Below are 19,017 nucleotides of genomic sequence, written 5' to 3' on the forward strand. Positions count from 1 at the left end.
GCTGTGATATGTAAATGGCGTAACGCTATCCTGTTACGCTAACGGAGGCCGAGCAAAGATAATGGCGCAACGACAAACGGATGGAGCGACTAGGAAACCGATGACCAAAAGGATTCAGGATGGGAAAGGTTCACCGACGACCTATGAGGACGTATTTTTTCGAATCGGTGAAAGCGGAGCAGAAAACCTAAAATGGTTGCTTCAGTTTAGCCAAGCCAAACTCAAAGAACTTGGTCTTCGTGAGCGTGTGTGCATGATGGAAAATGTGCATGCCTTCTGCCTACTCAGCGGCAGTACTCCCGCTGCAGTCTATCGAAAGGAACAAGTTAGGAATTTTGACGTGGCCGCTGAGGCCGAGCCGGCTACATTTAATAAACGATTTCGGGAGATTGAAAGCTTACAAACAATTGTCCTTGAAGCCCTCGCCTGTTGCGTTGATAGACGACCGCTGCGCTTCCCCGCCATCAAAATGGAGATGGACATCGACTTTTCTCAATGGGGGCGCAATGACTCTCGGCCGTCATCGGCTCCATTTTGGATCACTCCACCAACGAGGATAGATGAAGAATTCTTCCCTGCATTCATTTATAGGATCGCCTGCATTCTTTCCGTTGATGGAGATCGTATCGGAAAGTGCCAATCAGAAGCCTGCACGCGAGGCATGCGTCTCTTTATCAGGACAAAAAGCGATCAACAATTTTGCTCCAATACTTGCCGATCCAGAGAAGCGATGAAGCGAAAGCGTCTTATTGACAGTCAGGTCAAGCAAAGCTCCAGACGTGAAGCACCGGTCGAGAAGAGTGGAGACGGTAATCATTCACCTACATCGAAAAGGAGAAGCCATGGCAAGAAAAGGTGATGGTCTTTATCAACGAGGAGGCAAGGGCGGGACGTGGTGGCTAGATTTCAGGCATGATGGACAACGACATGTTGTCCGATTAGGTAAAGGCATTTCCCGGAGCGTGGCCGGGGAACTTGCCGCCGTGAAACGTGCCGGCATTCTGAAAGGAGAAGCCGGTATTGGACACAAACGAAAAGATGTTCTATTTGAGAAAGCCGCGGAGGAGTTTCTTGCATGGGTGAAAACAAACAAGAAGCCTCGCACGCTGAAGGACTATCGGCAATGTATCGAACATCTCAAAGGATCATTCGCCGGGAAGCGCTTGGGGCAAATTCTCACACTGGACATTGAACGACACAAACGCAGCCGAGTTGATGCTGGCGCGCCCGTTCGTGCCAATCGCGAAGTCTCAGTTCTTCGTAACCTCCTGAACCGATGCCGTGCATGGAGCCTCTTCGAAGGTGAGAACGCCGCCACTGCCGTGAAGAAAATTAAAGAGCCGCAACGTCGTCTTCGCTTCATTGAACCAGAAGAGGAAACACGTTTGCTTGAACAGACCTCCGACTGCCTTCGCGCCTTAATCATCGTGGGAATCAACACCGGACTCCGAATCCGTGCAGAAGCATTGCCTTTGCGATGGTGCGATGTAGACCTTCAACGAGGCTTTGTAACGGTCACGGCCGCATATGCGAAGAACTCCAAGACCCGCAGCGTTCCCCTGAATAGCCGAGCAAGGGAATCTCTCAAGAATCTTCGCGCTGGGGCAAACGGTGAATTCGTGTTCTGCCAGCCTAACGGCCGCCCGTACAAAAGTATGGACAAGCCCTTTGCCACAGCCTGCAAGGAAGCCAATTTGAGCGGGACGGGTATAACCCTCCATACCCTCCGGCATACCTTCGCGAGTCGCTTGGCAATGGCTGGCGTCGATCTCAGAACCATACAGGAGTTGGGGGGGTGGTCAGAACTGTCCATGGTCCAGCGCTATGCTCATCTCAGTCCAAACCATAAGCGAGAGGCGATCGAGAAAATCGTCCCGGAATTTCACAACGCTATTCACAACACAGCGCTTTCGGCTGTGTAGAAAACGGCTTGCCAATGATCATGCAACTATGTGAATATGCGAGTCCTTTTGGCCTAGCGGAGAGGTGCGAGAGCGGCCGAATCGGACGGTCTCGAAAACCGTAGTCGGGGTAACTCGACCGAGGGTTCGAATCCCTCCCTCTCCGCCACCCCACGCGCGCCCTCTCCTGTGCCACCGACGACAGGGCGCTCCCCCTCATTCAGTGGCCTGTTCTCCGGTCAAATCCCGGCCTAAGCTCTCCCCCACACGGAGGGCGCCATGTTTGAACAATCCGAGTTCGCACTGGTGATGACGCTGCTGGCGGTAGGCGGGATCGCGTTGATGGCCGACGACCAAATCGGAACGACTTGTATGCAGGTGGTCCGGTGGGTCAGGCGCAAGGCGGGACATTAGGAGACTCGGCGTTTCAGCTCACGCCGCAGCTCGACCATCGCCAGCGTGTCCCGTTCGCAGTAACGCAACAGAGCTTCTTCAATCCTGGCCTTCTCGATCCAATCGTTCACCGCAAAGACCATTCGATAATACTCAAACGCAGCCGTCCCGCCGTCTCTTATGGCCAGGTCGTCGTAACGGAGCGACGGCACGACGGCGGGCAGCACGGCTTTGATGGAGTAACTACCTTCGAAACCCGGGTGGTAGTAATGATCCTTGATCACCGCATGGAGGTCCCACAGCCTCGCAATGGCCCGCTTCAGGTCCTTCCGTAGGGCGGGAAACTCTTCGGCCAGGCGCTCCAGGATGGAGCGCTCGTAACTCGAATAGACGCAAATGCTGCCTTCCTGCCCGAGCGATTCGAGTAGGGTCACCGTCAAGGCTTCCCGTGGATCGCGGCCATCACGACAAAGATATTCGGCATGCCGCAGGGTCCCGTCGGCCTCTTCGACGTGATTGGACCACTGCGTGGGAATCACCTGATAGGGTCTGGTCTCCGCGAATTTCGGCACCGCAGGCATGAAGGTCTCAAAATCCAAGTGATGCACGGGATACCGCGCACCCTCCAGCGCCGACCACAAGCCCGCCCCGATCCATTCGCGGTTGTCTCTCACTCGACGTTGCACCGGCGTCAGGCTCACATGTTCTGGAATGTCATCGATGGTCTCGATGCCTTGGTCTCGAAGCAGCACGACCGTTTTGCTTCCGCCTGGCAAGTGATAGATCCAGCGCGCCGGCTTATCCCTCGTGCAATGGGCCCAGAACGGACATTCGTAGGGGCTATGGCAATGCTCGTCCGGCGCGAGGTTCGGCGCCGAGGAGCCCGCCAACATCTCCTGCATACCCGCCAGTTGCTCCGCTACCGTTGCCAGCCGAGGCCGGACAAGCTCGTTCAGCGACCGCACCTCAAAGAGTTTCGTCAGGTCGATCGCACGACCGTCAAAGAGGTACTGCGTATTGACATGCATCAGGCAGATATCGGCAAGCACCAGCCCCGCCCCCTCCAACACGTAACTTTGGATGGCGAGATCGTCGAGGTGGATCTGCTTTACCTTGGTGGACGACTTCACCTCGATCAATCGCCAAGTCGGTTGACCGAGGGCGGTGACGCCCACGCGCTCCAAGACATCGACTCGAACCAGGACCTGATCATATTGGAAGGCTCCCTCAAAAATGGCCGGGACGTCAGGGGCCTGGAGCAATTGCTCCGTCTGCGCCAACGCCTCTTGAGACTGTCGGTATCCGACCTCGACCAACCGACCACCGGGAAATCGGCGGCGCGCCAGTTCGCCCAGTTCCGTCCCCATGTCGAGGATCGCTTGGGTCGCGGCATCCGGCTTGGTCGCTAGGGCCGGTGCATGGACTTCCAGGTACAGGCGTTTATGACATTGCAGACCCGACAAAAATCGAGACTTCGACAGGCGATAGGCGGATCGGGTGACGGACTCCGGCATGATGAGCATGGAGACTCTCAGGCTACCCAACACCCACGCCGCCTGTCCAGCCCCATCGGACCGGAACCTTACCCGACACCGCAGGCAGTTCTGGTAGGATGACGCCCATGGCAAACGGCCTTGCCCAGATCAGACGCTCGGTCATGACGCTGGCCCTGCCCGTGACGGTAAGCAGCCTCCTGCAACGGACGGAAGGAATCGTCGCGGTGTTTCTTGTCGGAGGCCTGGGCGCCATCCCGATCGCCGCCGTCGGCTTGGGTCAGTTGTTGGCCTTCATTGCCACCACGTTGGTGTCCGGGTTGTCGGTCGGCACGAACGTCATCATTGCTCAGCTGTGGGGAGCACGGCGCTACGATGAAGCAGGCCAAGCCGCGCGACATTTTCTGGGACTGTCCGCTCTCGTCTCCATCGGGTTGGTGTTGCTCGGCGTTTCTGTGAACCGCTTGGTGATGGAAATGCTCGGCGCGGTGCCCGATGTCATTACGCTCGCCCTGCCCTACTCCACGCTCATTTTTCTGGTGATCCCCTTCACGGTCTTCCTGCAGGTCTTCTCGTCGATTCTCCAGGGGACAGGCGACACCAGAACACCAATGTACGCCATGATCCTCGTCAACCTACTCCACATTGCCCTGGCCTATCCGTTGATTTATGGGCATTGGGGCCTGCCGGGGCTGGGTGTGAAGGGGGCGGCGGTGGCCGTCGGTGTGGCGGAGTGCCTCGGGTCACTGTATCTGCTGATACGCTGTCGCCCGCTGCTGCGCGGATCGCGACAATTCCGGCCCGATCTGCTTCGCACGATCTGGCAGGTCGGAGCACCGGTATCGGGCGAACGCATCGCGCAACAGGCGGGCATTCTGCTCTATACGAAGATCGTACTGATCTACGGAACCGTCGCCTATGCCGCCCATCAGGTCGGATTGTCGATCGAGTCGCTCTCGTTCTTGCCCGGATACGGGTTCGCCATCGCAGCCGCCACGATGGTCGGCCAGAGCATCGGTGCAGGCAAGTACATGCGGGCCAAGCTGGAAAATTGGGAAGCGAACCGGATGGCCGCGGCCATCATGTCGGCGATGGGTGTGGTGTTTTTCTTCTTTCCTTACATATTGCTGCGAGCCTTCACCGGCGATGAAGCGGTCGTGGAACTCGGCACGCTGTTCCTGAAGATCGTCGCCTTGCTGCAGATTCCGCTGGCGCTGACGATGGTCTTGGCCGGCTCCTTGCGGGGAGCGGGCGACACGCGGTTCATCATGGTCGCCACAATGATCGGCATGTGGGGTGTGCGGCTCCCCATCGCCATCATCATGGGCTACTGGTTGACAATGGGAGTCCTCTACGTCTGGTTAGCCATGATCGCGGATTGGACCCTGCGCATGGTCCTGATGCTCTGGCGCTACCGGTCGGAGCGATGGAGGACCATCCAGGTCCTGCGGTCCACCGCGACGTAAGGCTTACGCCTTTCTGTCACCCGTGCACTCGGGCGGCCTGACAGCGGGCCTGGTGTCTTTTCCAGATCCCACGCGCACCTCGATCCGCCCGACGCCCTTCACATTCGCGCAGAGATCGCCGAGCCCCGGGGTCACCAAGCGATAGGGTCCGCCCTTCGCCTCCGGCAACGGTTGTCCGTCCAGTTCATACAGCAGCAGGCCGAATTCCTGTGCCTGTTCTAGCGTCAATGTCGTAGCGTACTTGCCGTCGAGCGAGTGAACGGTCACGTGATCCGCATCCACGGCGAGGGCCGGAATTTCCAGAAGCCCTCGCACTCGGATCGCGCGCCCGCGCATGGAGGGCATAAGCGAGCTGATGTCGTCGACCTGGTGCTCCTTGGGCAATTGTGCGAGGGCCCTGCCGGTCAGGGACACCGCCTGCACGACCGCCCCATCGATGCGGATGACTCCCGGCCCGGACGGCTCCCGTTCCGTGACCGTTTTCACCATCGCCGTCAACGCCTCGTTCACCGGTGTGGGGATGCCCAATTCACGCCCCATTCGCACGATATAGCCGTTCAGATATTCGATTTCGGTCGGCCGCTTCGCCTTCCAGTCGTCGTACATCGAGGTGTGAATGTCGCGAATCTCCTGAGTCCATTTGACGACCCGCTCGGCCACATCGGGCGCCAGCGGCACCTTCAGCGCCGCCGACACCGCAGCCACCTCGCCGACGATCTGCCGGATTACCCCCATCATCTCCGGATGGTCCAAGGCCTTTGCCACCTTGTCGTCGATCAACACGGTGACGGGATTGAAGACGCAGTTCCAGCACATCTTTTCCCATTTGGTTCGACGAATGTCGTCGCTGAGCTGGCAAGAGATCCCCGCCTGTTTGAACACCTCCGCGATCTGCAGGAGGCGTTCGCTCTTGTGGCCCATGAGTTCGCCGATCGCCACAGCCCCACGCTTGTAATGTTCGATGACGCCGGGCTCCACGATCTTCGAGTAAATGTACGCCACCCCGCCGACGACACAATCGCGATGCAGCCGCGCCAGGAGCCGATCCTCCGTATCGATGCCGTTCTGCAGGGTGAGGATCACCGTGCGCTCCGTCAACACCGGCTCCAATTGGGCCATCACCTCATCGAGATCGTAGGCCTTCACGGCGAGGATGATGAGATCGGGCACCGGCAGCTGCCGCGGATCGGAAGCAGCCCGGGGATGCACCGTGAAATTGCCCTTGGCGCTCTTGACCGTCAGGCCATTACGCGACACCGCATCAAGCGTTCTCGGCCTGAGCAGAAACGAGACGTTGGAATTCTGTTTGGCAAGCTGGGCGCCGAAATAACCGCCGACGGACCCTGCCCCTACGACCATGATCTGCTGCATGTCATCCTCGCTGATTGCGTTCGAAAGGCGCGTACTATAGCATGCAGGCGCTTGGCGGAAACAGGGACCGCTTCCTCCCCGGGAGGCACGACGGAACCACAGACAAAGGCGCGCTGGCATGAGTGAACCGACCATTACCTGCCCATCCTGCAAAACGGAAATCAAGCTCACCGAATCGCTAGCCGCACCGCTGCTCGAATCCACGCGCAGAGACTATGAAAGACGGTTGGCTCAGAAGGATGCGGATGCGGCCAAACGAGAAGCGGAACTTCGCGCACGCGAAGAGTCTCTCGCCAAGGAGCGGGAACAACTCGACGAGCAAGTCGCCGAACGGCTCCGGCTTGAACGTGGCAGGATTGCGGCGGAGGAAGCGAAGAAAGCCAGGCTCGCGCTGCAGACCGATCTGGACCAGAAGAACCAAGAGCTGGCCGCCCTCAATGATCTGATGAGGGAGCGCGAGGCCAAACTGGCCGAGGCGCAGAAAGCGCATGCCGACCTGCTGAGAAAACAACGGGAGCTCGACGATGCCAGGCGCGAACTGGACCTCACGATCGAGAAGCGCGTCCAGGATGAACTGACGACGGCGCGGGAACAGGCCAAGAAGGAGGCGGAAGAAGGACTCAAGCTGAAAGTGCTGGAGGCGGAACACACCATCGCCTCGATGCAGAAACAGATCGATGAGTTGAAGCGCAAGGCCGAACAGGGCTCGCAGCAACTCCAAGGCGAAGTGCAAGAATTGGAATTGGAAGCGACGCTTCGGTCGACGTTTCCCCGGGACATGATCGAACCGGTCCCGAAGGGCGAACATGGCGGTGATGCGCTGCAGCGCGTGGCCGGCTCGAGCGGACAGCCCTGCGGCACCATCATCTGGGAATCGAAACGGACCAAAAACTGGAGCGACGGGTGGCTGGCCAAACTCCGCGAAGATCAGCGGGCAGCCAAAGCGGAGATTGCGGTCATCGTGAGCCAATCACTCCCAAAAGACATCGACAGTTTTGGCCTAATCGAGAACGTCTGGGTCACCCATCCGAAGACGCTCCTCCCTCTCGCCCTCACCCTGCGCCAAACCCTGATCGAGGTGGCCTCGGCGCGCCAAGCCTCCGAAGGACAGCAAACCAAAACGGAAATGGTCTACCAATATCTGACCGGCCCCCGATTCCGCCATCGGGTCGAAGCTATCGTGGAAGCCTTCTCCTCCATGCAGGAAGACCTCGACAAAGAAAAAAAGGCCATCATCAAACAGTGGGCCAAGCGGGAGGAACAGATCCACCGCGTGATGCAGGCGACGGCCGGGATGTACGGCGACCTGCAGGGGATCGCCGGAAAGACGATCCAGGAGATAGAGGGCCTGGAACTGCGGGCGTTGGAGGCGCCGCCATCCGACAACGGAAACAAGGACTGCTCCTAACCATGGGAACCGGATCCACACTGAGCCTGGTGCAGGCCAAACTCGCGGCGGCCCGCTCCGTCACCGTGCTCACCGGAGCCGGTATCTCCGCCGACAGCGGGGTGCCCACCTTTCGCGGGCCGGACGGGCTATGGCGCAACTTCCGCGCGGAGGACTTGGCTACCCCCGAAGCCTTCGTCCGAGATCCGAAGCTGGTATGGGAATGGTACAACTGGCGGCGCGAACTCATCGCCACCAAGCGTCCTAATGCCGCACACGACGTCGTCGCGCAGATGGAGCGTCGGATCGAACGGTTCTGGCTTATCACTCAAAACGTCGATGGGCTCCATCGGGACGCCGGTTCGCGACAACTTTCGGAGATTCACGGAAACATCTGGAAGGTGCGTTGCACCACCTGTCGACAGGTGTCTGACAATCGCGAGGTGCCGATCCCCATTCTCCCTTCCTGTGGAAGGTGCGCAGGCCTCTTGCGGCCCCATATCGTCTGGTTCGGCGAGGGCTTGGCGGAAGAAGATCTGCAGGCCAGCGACGCCGCGCTGCGCAATTGCGACATCTGCCTGATCATCGGCACATCCGGCCTCGTCTATCCCGCTGCAGGGTTCGCCGCAGTAGCCAAACGAGCCGGCGCGTTCGTGGTGGAAGTGAACCTCGATCCGCCTCAGCGGTCCGGCGTCGTCGACGCGACCCTCCAAGGCCGCGCCAAGGACATCGTCCCTCTCCTATTTCAGGCCTGACAGCAAAGGCACCAACTCGGTGAGGTTCGTGATGATCGGCCCGCTGGAGGGGCTTGGAGGTGTGCCCCGTGCCAATAGGACGCCGGTGAGCCCAACGGCTTGCGCCCCCTTCACGTCATCCCGTTCGCTGTCACCGACGTGCAAGGCTTCCTCCGGATCGACGACATGTTTCTCGAGCGCTTGCTGAAAGATGCGGGCGGAGGGCTTGGCGGCATGGGCCAGGCTGGAAATGGTGATGGTGTCGAAATAGTCGGCAATGCCCAGGCCCCGTAACAGGCTGAACAGTCGTGAGTCGAAGTTCGAAATGATGCCTAATTCGTACCCCTGCTCCTTCAGGAACTTGAGCACGTCTTCCGTTTCCGGATAGAGGCGCCACGCGTCAGGCTGCTCGAACGCGGCGAACACCTCTTCGAAAAACTCGTCGAACTTATCGAACATCCCGACGCGATAAAACACGTTGTGGACGATATCGAACCACCAGAGGCGCTCGGACTGTTTGATGGCCGCAGGCTCCATCGCTGCGAAGACCGGCGGCGGAGCCTCGCGGAAGGCTCGGCCGAACGCCGCCTTGATCGCCGACAGCGATTCCGGCGTTTTTCGGAACCCGTGGCGCTCGGCATACTGCAGATAGATTTCAGCCACCGACCCCTGCACATGAAAGAGCGTCTCGGCAGCGTCGAAAAACACGACGTGAATGCGACTGTCGGACATCGTGGACTTCCCTTCACCTCGCCGCAGACCAGCGCGACGGCTCGGATTGTAGGCAAGCGTGATCGGGCAAGTCAAAGCCCGACTCGTTTTGGCTTTCCTTTGACAGGTCCCACCCCCTTTGTTAGCTTCGACGGAGGATCAGGAACTGGGAGATCAGCATGGCTTCCACCATTTTCGTGGTCGATAGCAGTCCCGCCGTGCGGCGCATGGTGGAACAACTTTCACCCCCCGACGACTACCATCTCATGGCGTTCGAGGATGGCCCCACCGCGCTGGAGGCGGCCCGCAAACTGAGCCCACACCTGATCGTCGCCGACTACCACCTCGACAACATCACCTTTTCGGGATTCTGCAAAGAGATCGGCAAGGCCGACAATCTGGCCGAGACGCTCATCGTCTCGATCATGGACGCCTCCGCCCGCGTCGATGAAAGCAAACTGCGGTCGCTGGGCGTGAAGGCGATTCTCAAAAAACCCTTTCAAGGCCCCCAGCTCCTCGACACCGTCAAGACCGTCTTGGGCGAAACCGCGGGAGCATCCACACGGACAACGCCGAAGACTCGGGTCTGGCCACCCGCCTCAACCGGGGCCGACGAGGATGCCGCAGAAACATCGACTTCACCGGTCGTCTCCGTTACCCAGAGACCTCGGGAACTGGGAAAGGAGCCGTCCGCTATGCCCACCTCAGCCGGTCATCCCGCCGGACCATCCGTCAGAGCATCTGCCCTGACAGGACAGACCGGGGACGCCCTACTGAAAAGTCTGTTCGATCATCTGGTGCATTTGACCGTGCAACAGGTCGATCGTGCGATCGGCGATCGACTTGCGTCGGTCGTTGCGAAGGAGGTTTCAGGCCAACTGGCCAAGGCCTTGCGCACGGCGGTGCAGGAAGAGGTGCGGGCTCTCGTACGGGATGTGGTTCGAGAGGAAGTGGTCCAGCAAACCTCGGCACACTTACCCGAGTTGACGGATGCCAGCGTACAGCGACAGCTCCCCGAGGCCCTCCAAGGACAACAGGACACCGTCGCGCGTCTCATCAAAAGCGAGGTCGACCGGGCCGCCGCAGACTATGCGCGTCGGATGACTGGTGACATTGTACGCGAAGTGGCTCAGGAGCCGATCCGCGAAGCCGTGCAACGAATCGTCCCGGATGTGGCGGAAACTCAGATACGAGCAGAGATCAAGCGGTTGAGTTCGCCCAACTGACGCCTTGCGGGGTCAGCCCCGCTTCACCTTCTTGGCCGCCGCGCGACGAGCCTTGGCCAGGGCCTTCACCCTCTGAACATTCTTCCGGTGCTTTTTCCGAACCTTCCGATCCTTCTCTCGTCCCCTGGCCATAGTCTCTCCTCTTGGGTTGCCGGTTCTCGGGCGCCCCTCATGAGCGGCGCCTAAACCGCGCGTTGTATAACATAGCTGCTCCATGCTCCACAACCGGGACAGCCGTTCACCTCCCATTACCTTGAGAGCCCGATCCTCACATGTTAAGATGCGCCCGCGTCGCGAGCCGCACGCCTCCAAGCCATGTCCACGCCACAACTCGACAAAACGTACAGTCCCCATGAGGTGGAGAATCGCTGGTACCAGCGCTGGGTGGACGCCGGTCTGTTTCACGCGGAACCGAGTGATTCAGGCGAACCCTATACCATTGTCATTCCGCCTCCCAACGTCACCGGGTCCCTGCACGTCGGCCACGCCCTGAACAATACGCTGCAAGACATCCTGATCCGCTGGCGGCGCATGCAGGGCTGCAAGGCGCTCTGGATGCCCGGCACAGACCATGCCGGAATCGCCACTCAAAACGTGGTCGAGCGGCAACTCCAAGCGGAAGGCACGTCGCGGGAGACACTCGGGCGAGGGGAATTCCTGAAGCGCGTGTGGCAGTGGAAGGAAAAGTCCGGCGGCACCATCATCGGCCAGCTCAAGAAGCTCGGCGCCTCCTGCGACTGGCCGCGCGAGCGGTTCACCATGGACCCGGGCCTATCCGAAGCGGTGCGCGAAGTGTTCGTGCGCCTACACCAAGACGGCCTGCTCTATCGCGGCGAACGACTCATCAACTGGTGTCCTCGCTGCCTCACCGCCCTCTCGGACATCGAAGTCGAACATGAAGAGATCACCGGCAAGCTCTACACGATTCGGTATCCGCTGTCAGACGATCCGTCGCAGTGCCTCCTCGTGGCTACCACACGCCCGGAAACCTTGTTCGGCGACACGGCGGTGGCGGTGCATCCCGAAGATGAGCGCTTTCGGCACCTGATCGGCAAGCAGGTCAGGCTCCCCTTGACTGCGCGAACGATCCCCATCGTCGGCGACAGCATTCTCGTGGACCGCGAGTTCGGAACCGGCGCCGTCAAAATCACCCCCGCACATGACTTCAAGGACTTCGAGGCCGGGGAACGCAATGGCCTAAAACGGATCAAGATTCTGGACCTGCACGCGCACATCACGCCCGAAGATCAATTCCGCCTCGCAACGAAAGCCGACCCCGAGGTGGCGGCAGCCTTGGGTGGATTGCCCGTCCTGAAGGCCAGACCCAAGGTCGAACAACTATTGACCGATCAAAGTTTTCTCGAAAAGGTCGAGTCCCACAAGATGGCGCTCGGCAAATGTTATCGCTGCAAGACGGTGGTGGAGCCATTCTTGTCGGACCAGTGGTTCGTCAAGATCAAACCCTTGGCGGAACCGGCGATCCACGCGGTCGAAGAGGGACGCGTCCGAATCATCCCCGAGGCTTGGAAGAACAACTATCTCGGCTGGATGCGAGACATTAAGGACTGGTGCGTCTCGCGGCAGATTTGGTGGGGCCATCAAATTCCAGCCTGGTATTGCGAAGCCTGCTACGGCGCTCCCTTCCTGCGGCGCAGTTCTGACGGCGCGCCGCTCATTCCGTCGGATGCCGCGGCGATCGTGGCGAAGACGCAGCCGGATGCCTGTCCGAAGGGCCACCGCAACGCCCTCGTCCAAGACCCCGATGTGTTGGATACCTGGTTCTCCTCTGCGCTCTGGCCCTTCTCCACCCTGGGATGGCCGAACCAGACGCCGGAGTTGAAGACCTTCTATCCGACCTCCACCCTCGTGACCGGACTCGACATTCTGTTCTTCTGGGTCGCGCGCATGATCATGATGGGCCTAAAGTTCATGGGCGAGGTGCCCTTCCGCGATGTCTATATCCACGCCTTGGTGCGCGATGCGGAAGGCCAAAAGATGAGCAAGTCCAAGGGCAACGTCATCGATCCGTTGCATGTGATGGAACAGTTCGGCACCGATGCGCTGCGGTTCACCTTGGCCTCCATGGCCTCGCCAGGCCGCGACGTCAAGCTAGCCGAGGAACGCATCGAAGGGTACCGCAATTTCACCAACAAGATTTGGAACGCCGCGCGTTTCATCCTCATGCACCTGAACGGCGAACGTGTCGAGGTCCCGCCCGCGCAACGCTCCTTCGCCGACCGCTGGATCTTGAGCCGTCTGAACGCCACCATCCAGGCCGTCAACCAGGAACTGGAACAGTACCGGTTCGACCGTGCCTCCAGCGCGGTCTACCAGTTCATCTGGCATGAGTACTGCGACAAGTACGTGGAGATGGTCAAACCGGATCTCAAAGAAGGCTCATCGGAACAGGGCGCCCGTACCAGACACACATTGGCCGAAACCTTCGAAACCGTGATGCGGTTGCTGCATCCCTTCATGCCGTTTATTTCGGAGGAGATTTGGCAAACCCTGCCGCATGAAGGAACCAGCATTGTCCGCAAACCCTATCCGACGCCTCAAGCTGAGTGGAATGACCAGGAAGCGGAACAGGAGTTTTCGTTGTTGGAGGAATGCCGCGAGTTGATGAACCAAGAACGGGCTATCCTCGGCTATCAAGCGGGAAAACGACTCCACTTCAAGGTTCACGGGAAGACAGAAGAAATTGGGTCAGCTCTTGAGAAGCATAAAGAGCTGATTGAGTACATGGAGAATGTTGATGACCTCTGGGTGGCAAAAACCTTTGACGTGGCTAACCCGGGCGGCCTTCTGATCTTAACGGGCAGCTCAATCCAGGTGCGAACGTCGATGGAGGGGGCGGATCTTCAGAAGGCCAGAGAGAACGTCCTCAAACAGATCACCACACTTCAAAAGGAAGTCGACCGCACCCAAAAGAAACTCGGCAACCCCGAGTTCGTTGCCAAGGCGCCACCGGATGTGTTGACCGAACACCGCGAGCGTCTCGAACGGGAATCTCAGATGATTCAGTTGCTGGAGCAGGCAGGGGGACAGATAGAAATTTATGTCCGTGAGCGAAGCCGTACTTAGTCCTCCTAATATTCAAGCCATCCACAAAGCGGTTCAACTCGCCCTCGACGAAGACCTGGCCTGCGGCGACGTCACCACCAACGCCCTATTCCCCCGCGCGCTCGCGGCGCGAGCCACCATCATCGCGCATCAGGTCATGACGGTCGCCGGAATCGCCGTCGCGCGGGAAGTCTTCCTCACGGTCGATCCTTCATTACGCATCACCGAGCCCCTCGCGGATGGCACCAGGGTCAAGGCAGAAACCGCGATCATGGAGGTGGACGGAGATGTCCGCTCACTGTTGATGGCGGAGCGAGTGGCCGTGAATTTTCTGCAGCGGCTCTCTGGCATCGCCACGCTCACCGCGCAGTTTTGCTCGGCCGTAGGGACCTCTGCCGCCAGAATCCTCGATACACGCAAGACCACGCCGGGCCTCAGGGCGCTCGAAAAGTGGGCGGTGGCGCTGGGGGGGGGAAAGAATCATCGATTCTCGCTGGGCGACGGGATTTTGATCAAGGACAACCACCTGGCAGCCTTACGCTCCCAAGGTGTCGACGTCGCAGGCGCCTGCCGTCTAGCCAGGGCTGGCGCACCCCATGGTCTGCGCATCGAAGTCGAAGCGAAGACGCTCGAAGAGGTGAAGGAGGCCCTCGCGGGAAAAGCCGACATCATTCTTCTCGACAATATGTCACCCGCCCTCGTGCGCCAGGCCGTAGACTTGATCAAGGGGCGGACTCTCGTGGAGGTGTCCGGCGGCATCACGCTCGATACGGTTGAAGCGATGGCCAAGGCCGGTGCCGACTTCATCTCCGTCGGGGCCCTGACACATTCCGCCCCTGCCGCCAACCTCAGCCTGGACCTCTCCGCTCGTCGAGGCCGCCGTGGCCGCCGACGCTGACAACTCTTCTGTGACGCAACGAATCGACCTCGACCGGCTCCAGAAGCTCTTGCGAACCCGGGCCTTCGGCAGGACGGTGCAGTACCGCTCATCCACGGCTTCGACGAATGCCGACGCCCTCGCCTCGCTACAGAACCTGACGGCTCAAGCCGTGCCTCACGGCATGGTCTTCTTGGCCGAACAGCAGACGGCTGGCCGAGGGCGGCGTGGCCGGACCTGGCATTCGCCTGCTGAAGGCAATATTTACTTCTCCGTGATCGCCGTCCCCCGCGCCGAGACTATGCGCGTCGGGCCCTGGCTCTCTTGGGTTCCGCTCTGCGCAGCCCTCGCGACCGCGGACAGCCTGACGGCCGTCACCGGGCGCGCGGTGGACGTGAAATGGCCAAACGATCTTCTGATCGGCACCAAGAAACTCGGCGGCATCCTCTGTGAACAGACCACGCTGCCCGACCGGACGCTGGCGATCGTCATCGGCATCGGCCTCAACGTCAACGCCGATGTCGGCCGGTTCCCGTCCGACCTGCAAACAACCGCCATCTCGCTTGCGGCGGAACTCGGTCGGCCGCTGGATCCTGTCTCCCTCCTGGCCGAGCTATTCCTGTATCTGGAGCAGCGTTTGGAGCGTTTGTTTCAGGAGGGACCGGCGGGGATGGTCGGCGAATTCACGCGACGCTGTTCCACTATCGGCAAGGTCGTTCGCGTCAATCTGGAGGCACAGGGCGTCGTGGAAGGCCTGGCCGAATCCATCGGTCCAGACGGCTGCCTCTGCCTCCGGATCTCTTCAGGAAATTCCCCCGACAATCCGCCGCTCCTGGAAGTCAGAAGCGCGGAAGTCGTGCACCTGCGAGGGTGAAATCCTGCGCCGGTTAGGCTATCGTAGAGACACCATGCTTCTGACCATCGATATCGGCAACACCAATGTCGTCTGGGGCTTGTTCGACGGGAGCGAGCTGAAGGGCCATTGGCGTTTGGCCACCGACTCGCGCCGCACCGAGAATGAATACGGCATGCTCCTGCTCGACCTGCTCCGCCACACAGGCCTCGCCCCGGAGCAGATCACCGGATCGATTCTTTCCAGCGTCGTCCCCGCGCTGACCTCGACCTTCGATGCCGTGGTCCAGACTTACTTTCACCTGACGCCGATCATCGTGGGCCCGGAGATCGATTCTGGCCTCACCCTCCGGTATGCCAATCCGAAGGAAATCGGCAGCGACCGGATCGTCAATGCCGCCGCCGCCCATGCGCGGTACCGCACCGACTTGATCATTGTCGATTTCGGCACGGCCACGACATTTTGCGCCGTGACCAAGGCCGGCGAATATCTCGGCGGCGTGATCGCCCCCGGCCTCGGCATTTCCGCCGACGCCCTCTTCTCGCGCACGGCCAAATTGCCCAAGGTCGAAATCATCCGACCCAAAACCGTGATCGGGACGGACACGATCGAGGGCATCCAAAGCGGCCTCCTGTTCGGCTATGTGGGGTTGGTCGATGGCATCGTACGCCGCATGGAGCGCGAACTCGGCCACACCTCCAAGGTCATCGCGACAGGCGGCCTCGCGTCGGTGATCGCGGCGGAAACCGAATCGATCCAGGACGTTCTCCCCTTTCTCACGCTGGAAGGTCTCGCACTCCTCTACCGTCGCAGCCATCGAGGCTGAACCGCTCACTTACCAAAGCGAAAAAACGAGGTTTTCTTCTCATTCCCCGTTGACTTCCCTTCCACGGTGGCTATCTGACTGCGGAGTAAAGGTGCAGACCATGGTTGATGACGATAAGAACTCTCAGAGTATCGACAACTTAGACGCTTCCGAGACACCGATCGAGACGTCCGCCGAAGGCGCAGCCGATCTGCAGCTCGCGCTGGAGTCGAAGACCGAGGAATGCAAGGGCCTGAACGAAAAATACCTGCGGCTTGCGGCGGAGTTCGACAACTACAAGCGTCTGGCACAGCGCGACCAGCGCGAGCAGATCAAATTCGGCAACGAACGGATTTTGAAAGAGCTGCTCCCGGTGGTCGACAACTTGGAGCGGGCGATCAAGTCGGCGAAAGATGCCGCGACCGTGGATGCCCTGACCCAAGGGGTGGAACTGACGCTCAAGCAACTGCTCAGCGCGCTGAACAAGTTCGGCGTCACACCGGTCGAAAGCGTCGGATTAGCCTTCGATCCGGCCACACAACAGGCCGTGGCGCAGGTGCCGTCGGAGACCGTGCCCGAGAACCATGTCGTGGAAGAATATCAGCGCGGCTACCTTCTCCAAGACCGAATTCTCCGCGCCGCAATGGTCTCTGTGTCGACCGGAGCCCCGAATTAGGGCCGCATCACTGCGTCCCGCTGGAATGCATCGCTTACGACGAATCGTTCACATCCTGATATTTTTTGCGAAGGAGCCAACCCATGGGCAAAGTCATTGGAATCGACCTCGGCACGACGAACTCCTGCGTCGCCATCATGAGCGGTGGTGACCCGGTCGTCATCGCCAATGCGGAAGGAAGCCGAACCACGCCGTCGGTGGTGGCCATTACGGACAAGAATGAGCGTTTGGTCGGACAAATCGCCAAGCGGCAGGCCATCACGAACCCGGAAAACACCATCTTCTCGGTCAAACGGTTGATGGGCCGCAAGTTCAAGAGCAAAGAAGTCCAGGAAGCCATGAAGCGGCTGCCGTACAAGGTTGTCGAGGCGGATAACGGCGATGCCCATGTCGAATTGCGCGGCAAGCGCTATAGCCCGCCCGAAGTATCCGCCATGATCCTGCAGAAAATGAGGCAGACGGCGGAAGATTACCTGGGCGAGAAGGTCACCGAGGCCGTCGTGACGGTCCCGGCCTACTTCGACGACAGCCAGCGCCAGGCGACCAAAGATGCCGGCCAAATCGCCGGGTTGAACGTTCTGCGCATCATCAACGAGCCGACGGCCGCCTCGTTGGCCTACGGCTTGGATAAGAAAAAAGATGAGCGCATCGTCGTCTACGACTTAGGCGGCGGCACCTTCGACGTCTCCGTGCTGGAAATCGGCGAAGGCGTGTTCGAGGTGAAGTCCACGAACGGCGACACCTACCTCGGCGGCGACGACTTCGACCTGCGCGTCATGGACTGGCTCGTCGAGGAGTTCAAGAAGGATCAGGGCATCGATCTCCGCAAAGATCGCATGGCCTTGCAGCGGCTGAAAGAAGCGGCGGAACGGGCCAAGATCGAACTATCCTCGTCGCAGGAGACTGAAATCAATTTGCCCTTCATCACGGCGGATGCGAGCGGGCCGAAGCATATGGTCACGAAGCTCTCCCGCGCCAAGCTGGAGCAGCTCGTCGATGACCTCATCCAACGCACCATCGATCCCTGCCGAAAGGCCTTGTCGGATGCGGGTGTAAGCGCAAAAGACATCCATGAAGTGGTCTTGGTCGGCGGCATGACCCGCATGCCGAAAGTGATCCAAATCGTGAAGGACTTTTTCGGGAAGGAGCCCCATCGCGGCGTAAACCCTGATGAAGTCGTCGCCATCGGAGCCGGCGTACAGGGCGGCGTCCTCAAGGGCGAAGTCAAGGATGTGTTGCTGCTCGACGTGACGCCTCTGTCCCTGGGTATCGAAACCCTGGGCGGCGTCTTCACGAAACTCATCGAACGGAACACGACGATTCCGACCAAGAAGAGCCAAGTGTTTTCGACCGCGGCGGACAATCAAACAGCGGTGACCATTCGCGTGTTCCAGGGCGAACGGGAAATGGCGAATGACAACAAGCTGCTGGGCCAATTCGACCTGGTCGGCATTCCTCCCGCGCCGCGCGGCATGCCCCAAATCGAGGTCGCTTTCGACATCGACGCCAACGGCATCGTCCACGTCTCGGCGAAGGACCTGGCGACGCAGAAGGAGCAGTCCATCAAGATTACGGCCTCCAGCGGCCTCAGCAAGGAAGAAGTCGATAAGCTGGTGAAGGATGCTCAGGCCCACACGGAAGACGACAAGAAGCGGCGCCGAGCAGCCGAGGCCCGCAACCAGGCGGACTCCCTGCTCTACAGCACCGAGAAAAACCTGAAGGAGCACGGCGACAAGATCGGCGAAGACGACAAAACCAAGATCACGGATGCAATCGCCGCTTTGCGCAAGGCCATGGAGGGCGACGATCCTGCCGCCATCGAGTCCGCGACGCAGAGCTTGACTACGGCCTCCCACAAATTGGCCGAAGAAATGTACAAGAAGGCCTCCGCCGCCGCATCGGGACCTGGTCCTGACGCCGCCGCGGGCGCATCCGCGGGCGCCGACGCCCAAGCCAAGACCGACGAAAAGGTCGTGGATGCGGAATTCGAGGAAGTGGACAAGGACAAGAAGTAAGACTTTTTACCCCTGTGCGCACGACCGGATGCCGCCGACGCGGTCC

15 protein-coding genes and 1 tRNA gene are annotated in these 19,017 nt (G+C 59.9%); 13 read left to right on the top strand and 3 right to left on the bottom strand.

What is annotated here, in order from left to right:
• Positions 1-100: 100 nt before the first annotated feature.
• The 3 genes from HRU82_03455 to HRU82_03465 all read left to right on the top strand — a co-directional run bounded on the left by HRU82_03455 (position 101) and on the right by HRU82_03465 (position 2,070).
• Positions 101-859: a hypothetical protein gene (locus tag HRU82_03455; protein QOJ34062.1), complete on the top strand. Its 759-nt coding sequence runs from the start codon at positions 101-103 to the stop codon at positions 857-859.
• Positions 843-1,922, top strand: coding sequence for a site-specific integrase (locus HRU82_03460; protein ID QOJ34063.1), 1,080 nt, complete (start codon positions 843-845; stop codon positions 1,920-1,922). Before HRU82_03455 ends, HRU82_03460 begins: the two co-directional genes overlap by 17 nt.
• 58 nt (positions 1,923-1,980) lie before the next feature.
• A tRNA-Ser gene (locus HRU82_03465) sits at positions 1,981-2,070 on the top strand.
• A 241-nt stretch (positions 2,071-2,311) separates the two neighbouring features.
• Here the strand turns inward: HRU82_03465 and HRU82_03470 are convergent.
• A complete protein-coding gene (locus HRU82_03470) occupies positions 2,312-3,817 on the bottom strand; it encodes a DUF2779 domain-containing protein (GenBank protein QOJ34064.1) in 1,506 nt (501 codons plus the stop codon).
• A gap of 89 nt (positions 3,818-3,906) precedes the next feature.
• Here HRU82_03470 and HRU82_03475 point away from each other — a divergent pair, with 89 nt between their 5' ends.
• A complete protein-coding gene (locus HRU82_03475) occupies positions 3,907-5,253 on the top strand; it encodes an MATE family efflux transporter (protein ID QOJ34065.1) in 1,347 nt (448 codons plus the stop codon).
• Between the two features lie 3 nt (positions 5,254-5,256).
• Here HRU82_03475 and HRU82_03480 read toward each other — a convergent pair whose 3' ends face one another.
• Positions 5,257-6,624, bottom strand: coding sequence for a 2-dehydropantoate 2-reductase (locus HRU82_03480; protein ID QOJ34066.1), 1,368 nt, complete (start codon positions 6,622-6,624; stop codon positions 5,257-5,259).
• Between the two features lie 118 nt (positions 6,625-6,742).
• Here HRU82_03480 and HRU82_03485 point away from each other — a divergent pair, with 118 nt between their 5' ends.
• Together HRU82_03485 and HRU82_03490 are read left to right on the top strand one after the other, a co-directional pair.
• Complete coding sequence (locus HRU82_03485) at positions 6,743-8,032, top strand: DUF2130 domain-containing protein (GenBank protein ID QOJ34067.1); 1,290 nt, start codon at positions 6,743-6,745, stop codon at positions 8,030-8,032.
• 2 nt (positions 8,033-8,034) lie between these two features.
• Positions 8,035-8,766 (top strand): NAD-dependent deacylase, encoded by a 732-nt coding sequence (locus HRU82_03490; GenBank protein QOJ34068.1) that lies wholly within the window; start codon positions 8,035-8,037, stop codon positions 8,764-8,766.
• Here the strand turns inward: HRU82_03490 and HRU82_03495 are convergent.
• The gene (locus tag HRU82_03495) at positions 8,752-9,477 is read right to left on the bottom strand and encodes an HAD-IA family hydrolase (GenBank protein QOJ34069.1); all 726 of its coding nucleotides are present in this window, start codon (positions 9,475-9,477) and stop codon (positions 8,752-8,754) included. The genes HRU82_03490 and HRU82_03495 overlap by 15 nt on opposite strands.
• A gap of 158 nt (positions 9,478-9,635) precedes the next feature.
• On the opposite strand from HRU82_03495, the gene HRU82_03500 reads away from it, so the two are divergent.
• The 7 genes from HRU82_03500 (at position 9,636) to dnaK (ending at position 18,971) form a co-directional block, all read left to right on the top strand.
• Positions 9,636-10,682 (top strand): response regulator, encoded by a 1,047-nt coding sequence (locus tag HRU82_03500; protein ID QOJ34070.1) that lies wholly within the window; start codon positions 9,636-9,638, stop codon positions 10,680-10,682.
• Positions 10,683-10,997: 315 nt separating this feature from the next.
• Positions 10,998-13,766, top strand: coding sequence for a valine--tRNA ligase (locus tag HRU82_03505; GenBank protein ID QOJ34071.1), 2,769 nt, complete (start codon positions 10,998-11,000; stop codon positions 13,764-13,766).
• Positions 13,741-14,643: a carboxylating nicotinate-nucleotide diphosphorylase gene (nadC, locus tag HRU82_03510; protein ID QOJ34072.1), complete on the top strand. Its 903-nt coding sequence runs from the start codon at positions 13,741-13,743 to the stop codon at positions 14,641-14,643. Before HRU82_03505 ends, nadC begins: the two co-directional genes overlap by 26 nt.
• A gap of 10 nt (positions 14,644-14,653) precedes the next feature.
• On the top strand, positions 14,654-15,496 hold the full coding sequence (locus HRU82_03515) for a biotin--[acetyl-CoA-carboxylase] ligase (GenBank protein QOJ34073.1): 843 nt from the start codon (positions 14,654-14,656) through the stop codon (positions 15,494-15,496).
• A gap of 34 nt (positions 15,497-15,530) precedes the next feature.
• On the top strand, positions 15,531-16,301 hold the full coding sequence (locus HRU82_03520) for a type III pantothenate kinase (GenBank protein QOJ34074.1): 771 nt from the start codon (positions 15,531-15,533) through the stop codon (positions 16,299-16,301).
• Positions 16,302-16,401: 100 nt separating this feature from the next.
• Positions 16,402-16,956 (top strand): nucleotide exchange factor GrpE, encoded by a 555-nt coding sequence (gene grpE, locus HRU82_03525; protein QOJ34075.1) that lies wholly within the window; start codon positions 16,402-16,404, stop codon positions 16,954-16,956.
• An 83-nt stretch (positions 16,957-17,039) separates the two neighbouring features.
• Positions 17,040-18,971 carry a molecular chaperone DnaK gene (gene dnaK / locus HRU82_03530; GenBank protein ID QOJ34076.1) on the top strand — a complete coding sequence of 644 codons (1,932 nt, stop codon included), beginning with the start codon at positions 17,040-17,042 and terminating at the stop codon, positions 18,969-18,971.
• Positions 18,972-19,017 lie beyond the last annotated feature (46 nt).

It is taken from the genome of Nitrospira sp., from assembly GCA_015709715.1.
GTDB lineage: Bacteria > Nitrospirota > Nitrospiria > Nitrospirales > Nitrospiraceae > Nitrospira_A.

What these genes read in the sequence shown, in the direction of transcription:
- HRU82_03475 (QOJ34065.1), top strand. Translation starts at nt 3,907, where the DNA reads ATGACGCCCATGGCAAACGGCCTTGCCCAGATCAGACGCTCGGTCATG.
- nadC (QOJ34072.1), top strand. Translation starts at nt 13,741, where the DNA reads ATGTCCGTGAGCGAAGCCGTACTTAGTCCTCCTAATATTCAAGCCATC.
- HRU82_03490 (QOJ34068.1), top strand. Translation starts at nt 8,035, where the DNA reads ATGGGAACCGGATCCACACTGAGCCTGGTGCAGGCCAAACTCGCGGCG.
- HRU82_03470 (QOJ34064.1), bottom strand. Translation starts at nt 3,817, where the DNA reads ATGCTCATCATGCCGGAGTCCGTCACCCGATCCGCCTATCGCCTGTCG.
- HRU82_03480 (QOJ34066.1), bottom strand. Translation starts at nt 6,624, where the DNA reads ATGCAGCAGATCATGGTCGTAGGGGCAGGGTCCGTCGGCGGTTATTTC.
- HRU82_03500 (QOJ34070.1), top strand. Translation starts at nt 9,636, where the DNA reads ATGGCTTCCACCATTTTCGTGGTCGATAGCAGTCCCGCCGTGCGGCGC.
- grpE (QOJ34075.1), top strand. Translation starts at nt 16,402, where the DNA reads ATGGTTGATGACGATAAGAACTCTCAGAGTATCGACAACTTAGACGCT.
- dnaK (QOJ34076.1), top strand. Translation starts at nt 17,040, where the DNA reads ATGGGCAAAGTCATTGGAATCGACCTCGGCACGACGAACTCCTGCGTC.
- HRU82_03485 (QOJ34067.1), top strand. Translation starts at nt 6,743, where the DNA reads ATGAGTGAACCGACCATTACCTGCCCATCCTGCAAAACGGAAATCAAG.
- HRU82_03455 (QOJ34062.1), top strand. Translation starts at nt 101, where the DNA reads ATGACCAAAAGGATTCAGGATGGGAAAGGTTCACCGACGACCTATGAG.
- HRU82_03460 (QOJ34063.1), top strand. Translation starts at nt 843, where the DNA reads ATGGCAAGAAAAGGTGATGGTCTTTATCAACGAGGAGGCAAGGGCGGG.
- HRU82_03505 (QOJ34071.1), top strand. Translation starts at nt 10,998, where the DNA reads ATGTCCACGCCACAACTCGACAAAACGTACAGTCCCCATGAGGTGGAG.
- HRU82_03520 (QOJ34074.1), top strand. Translation starts at nt 15,531, where the DNA reads ATGCTTCTGACCATCGATATCGGCAACACCAATGTCGTCTGGGGCTTG.
- HRU82_03495 (QOJ34069.1), bottom strand. Translation starts at nt 9,477, where the DNA reads ATGTCCGACAGTCGCATTCACGTCGTGTTTTTCGACGCTGCCGAGACG.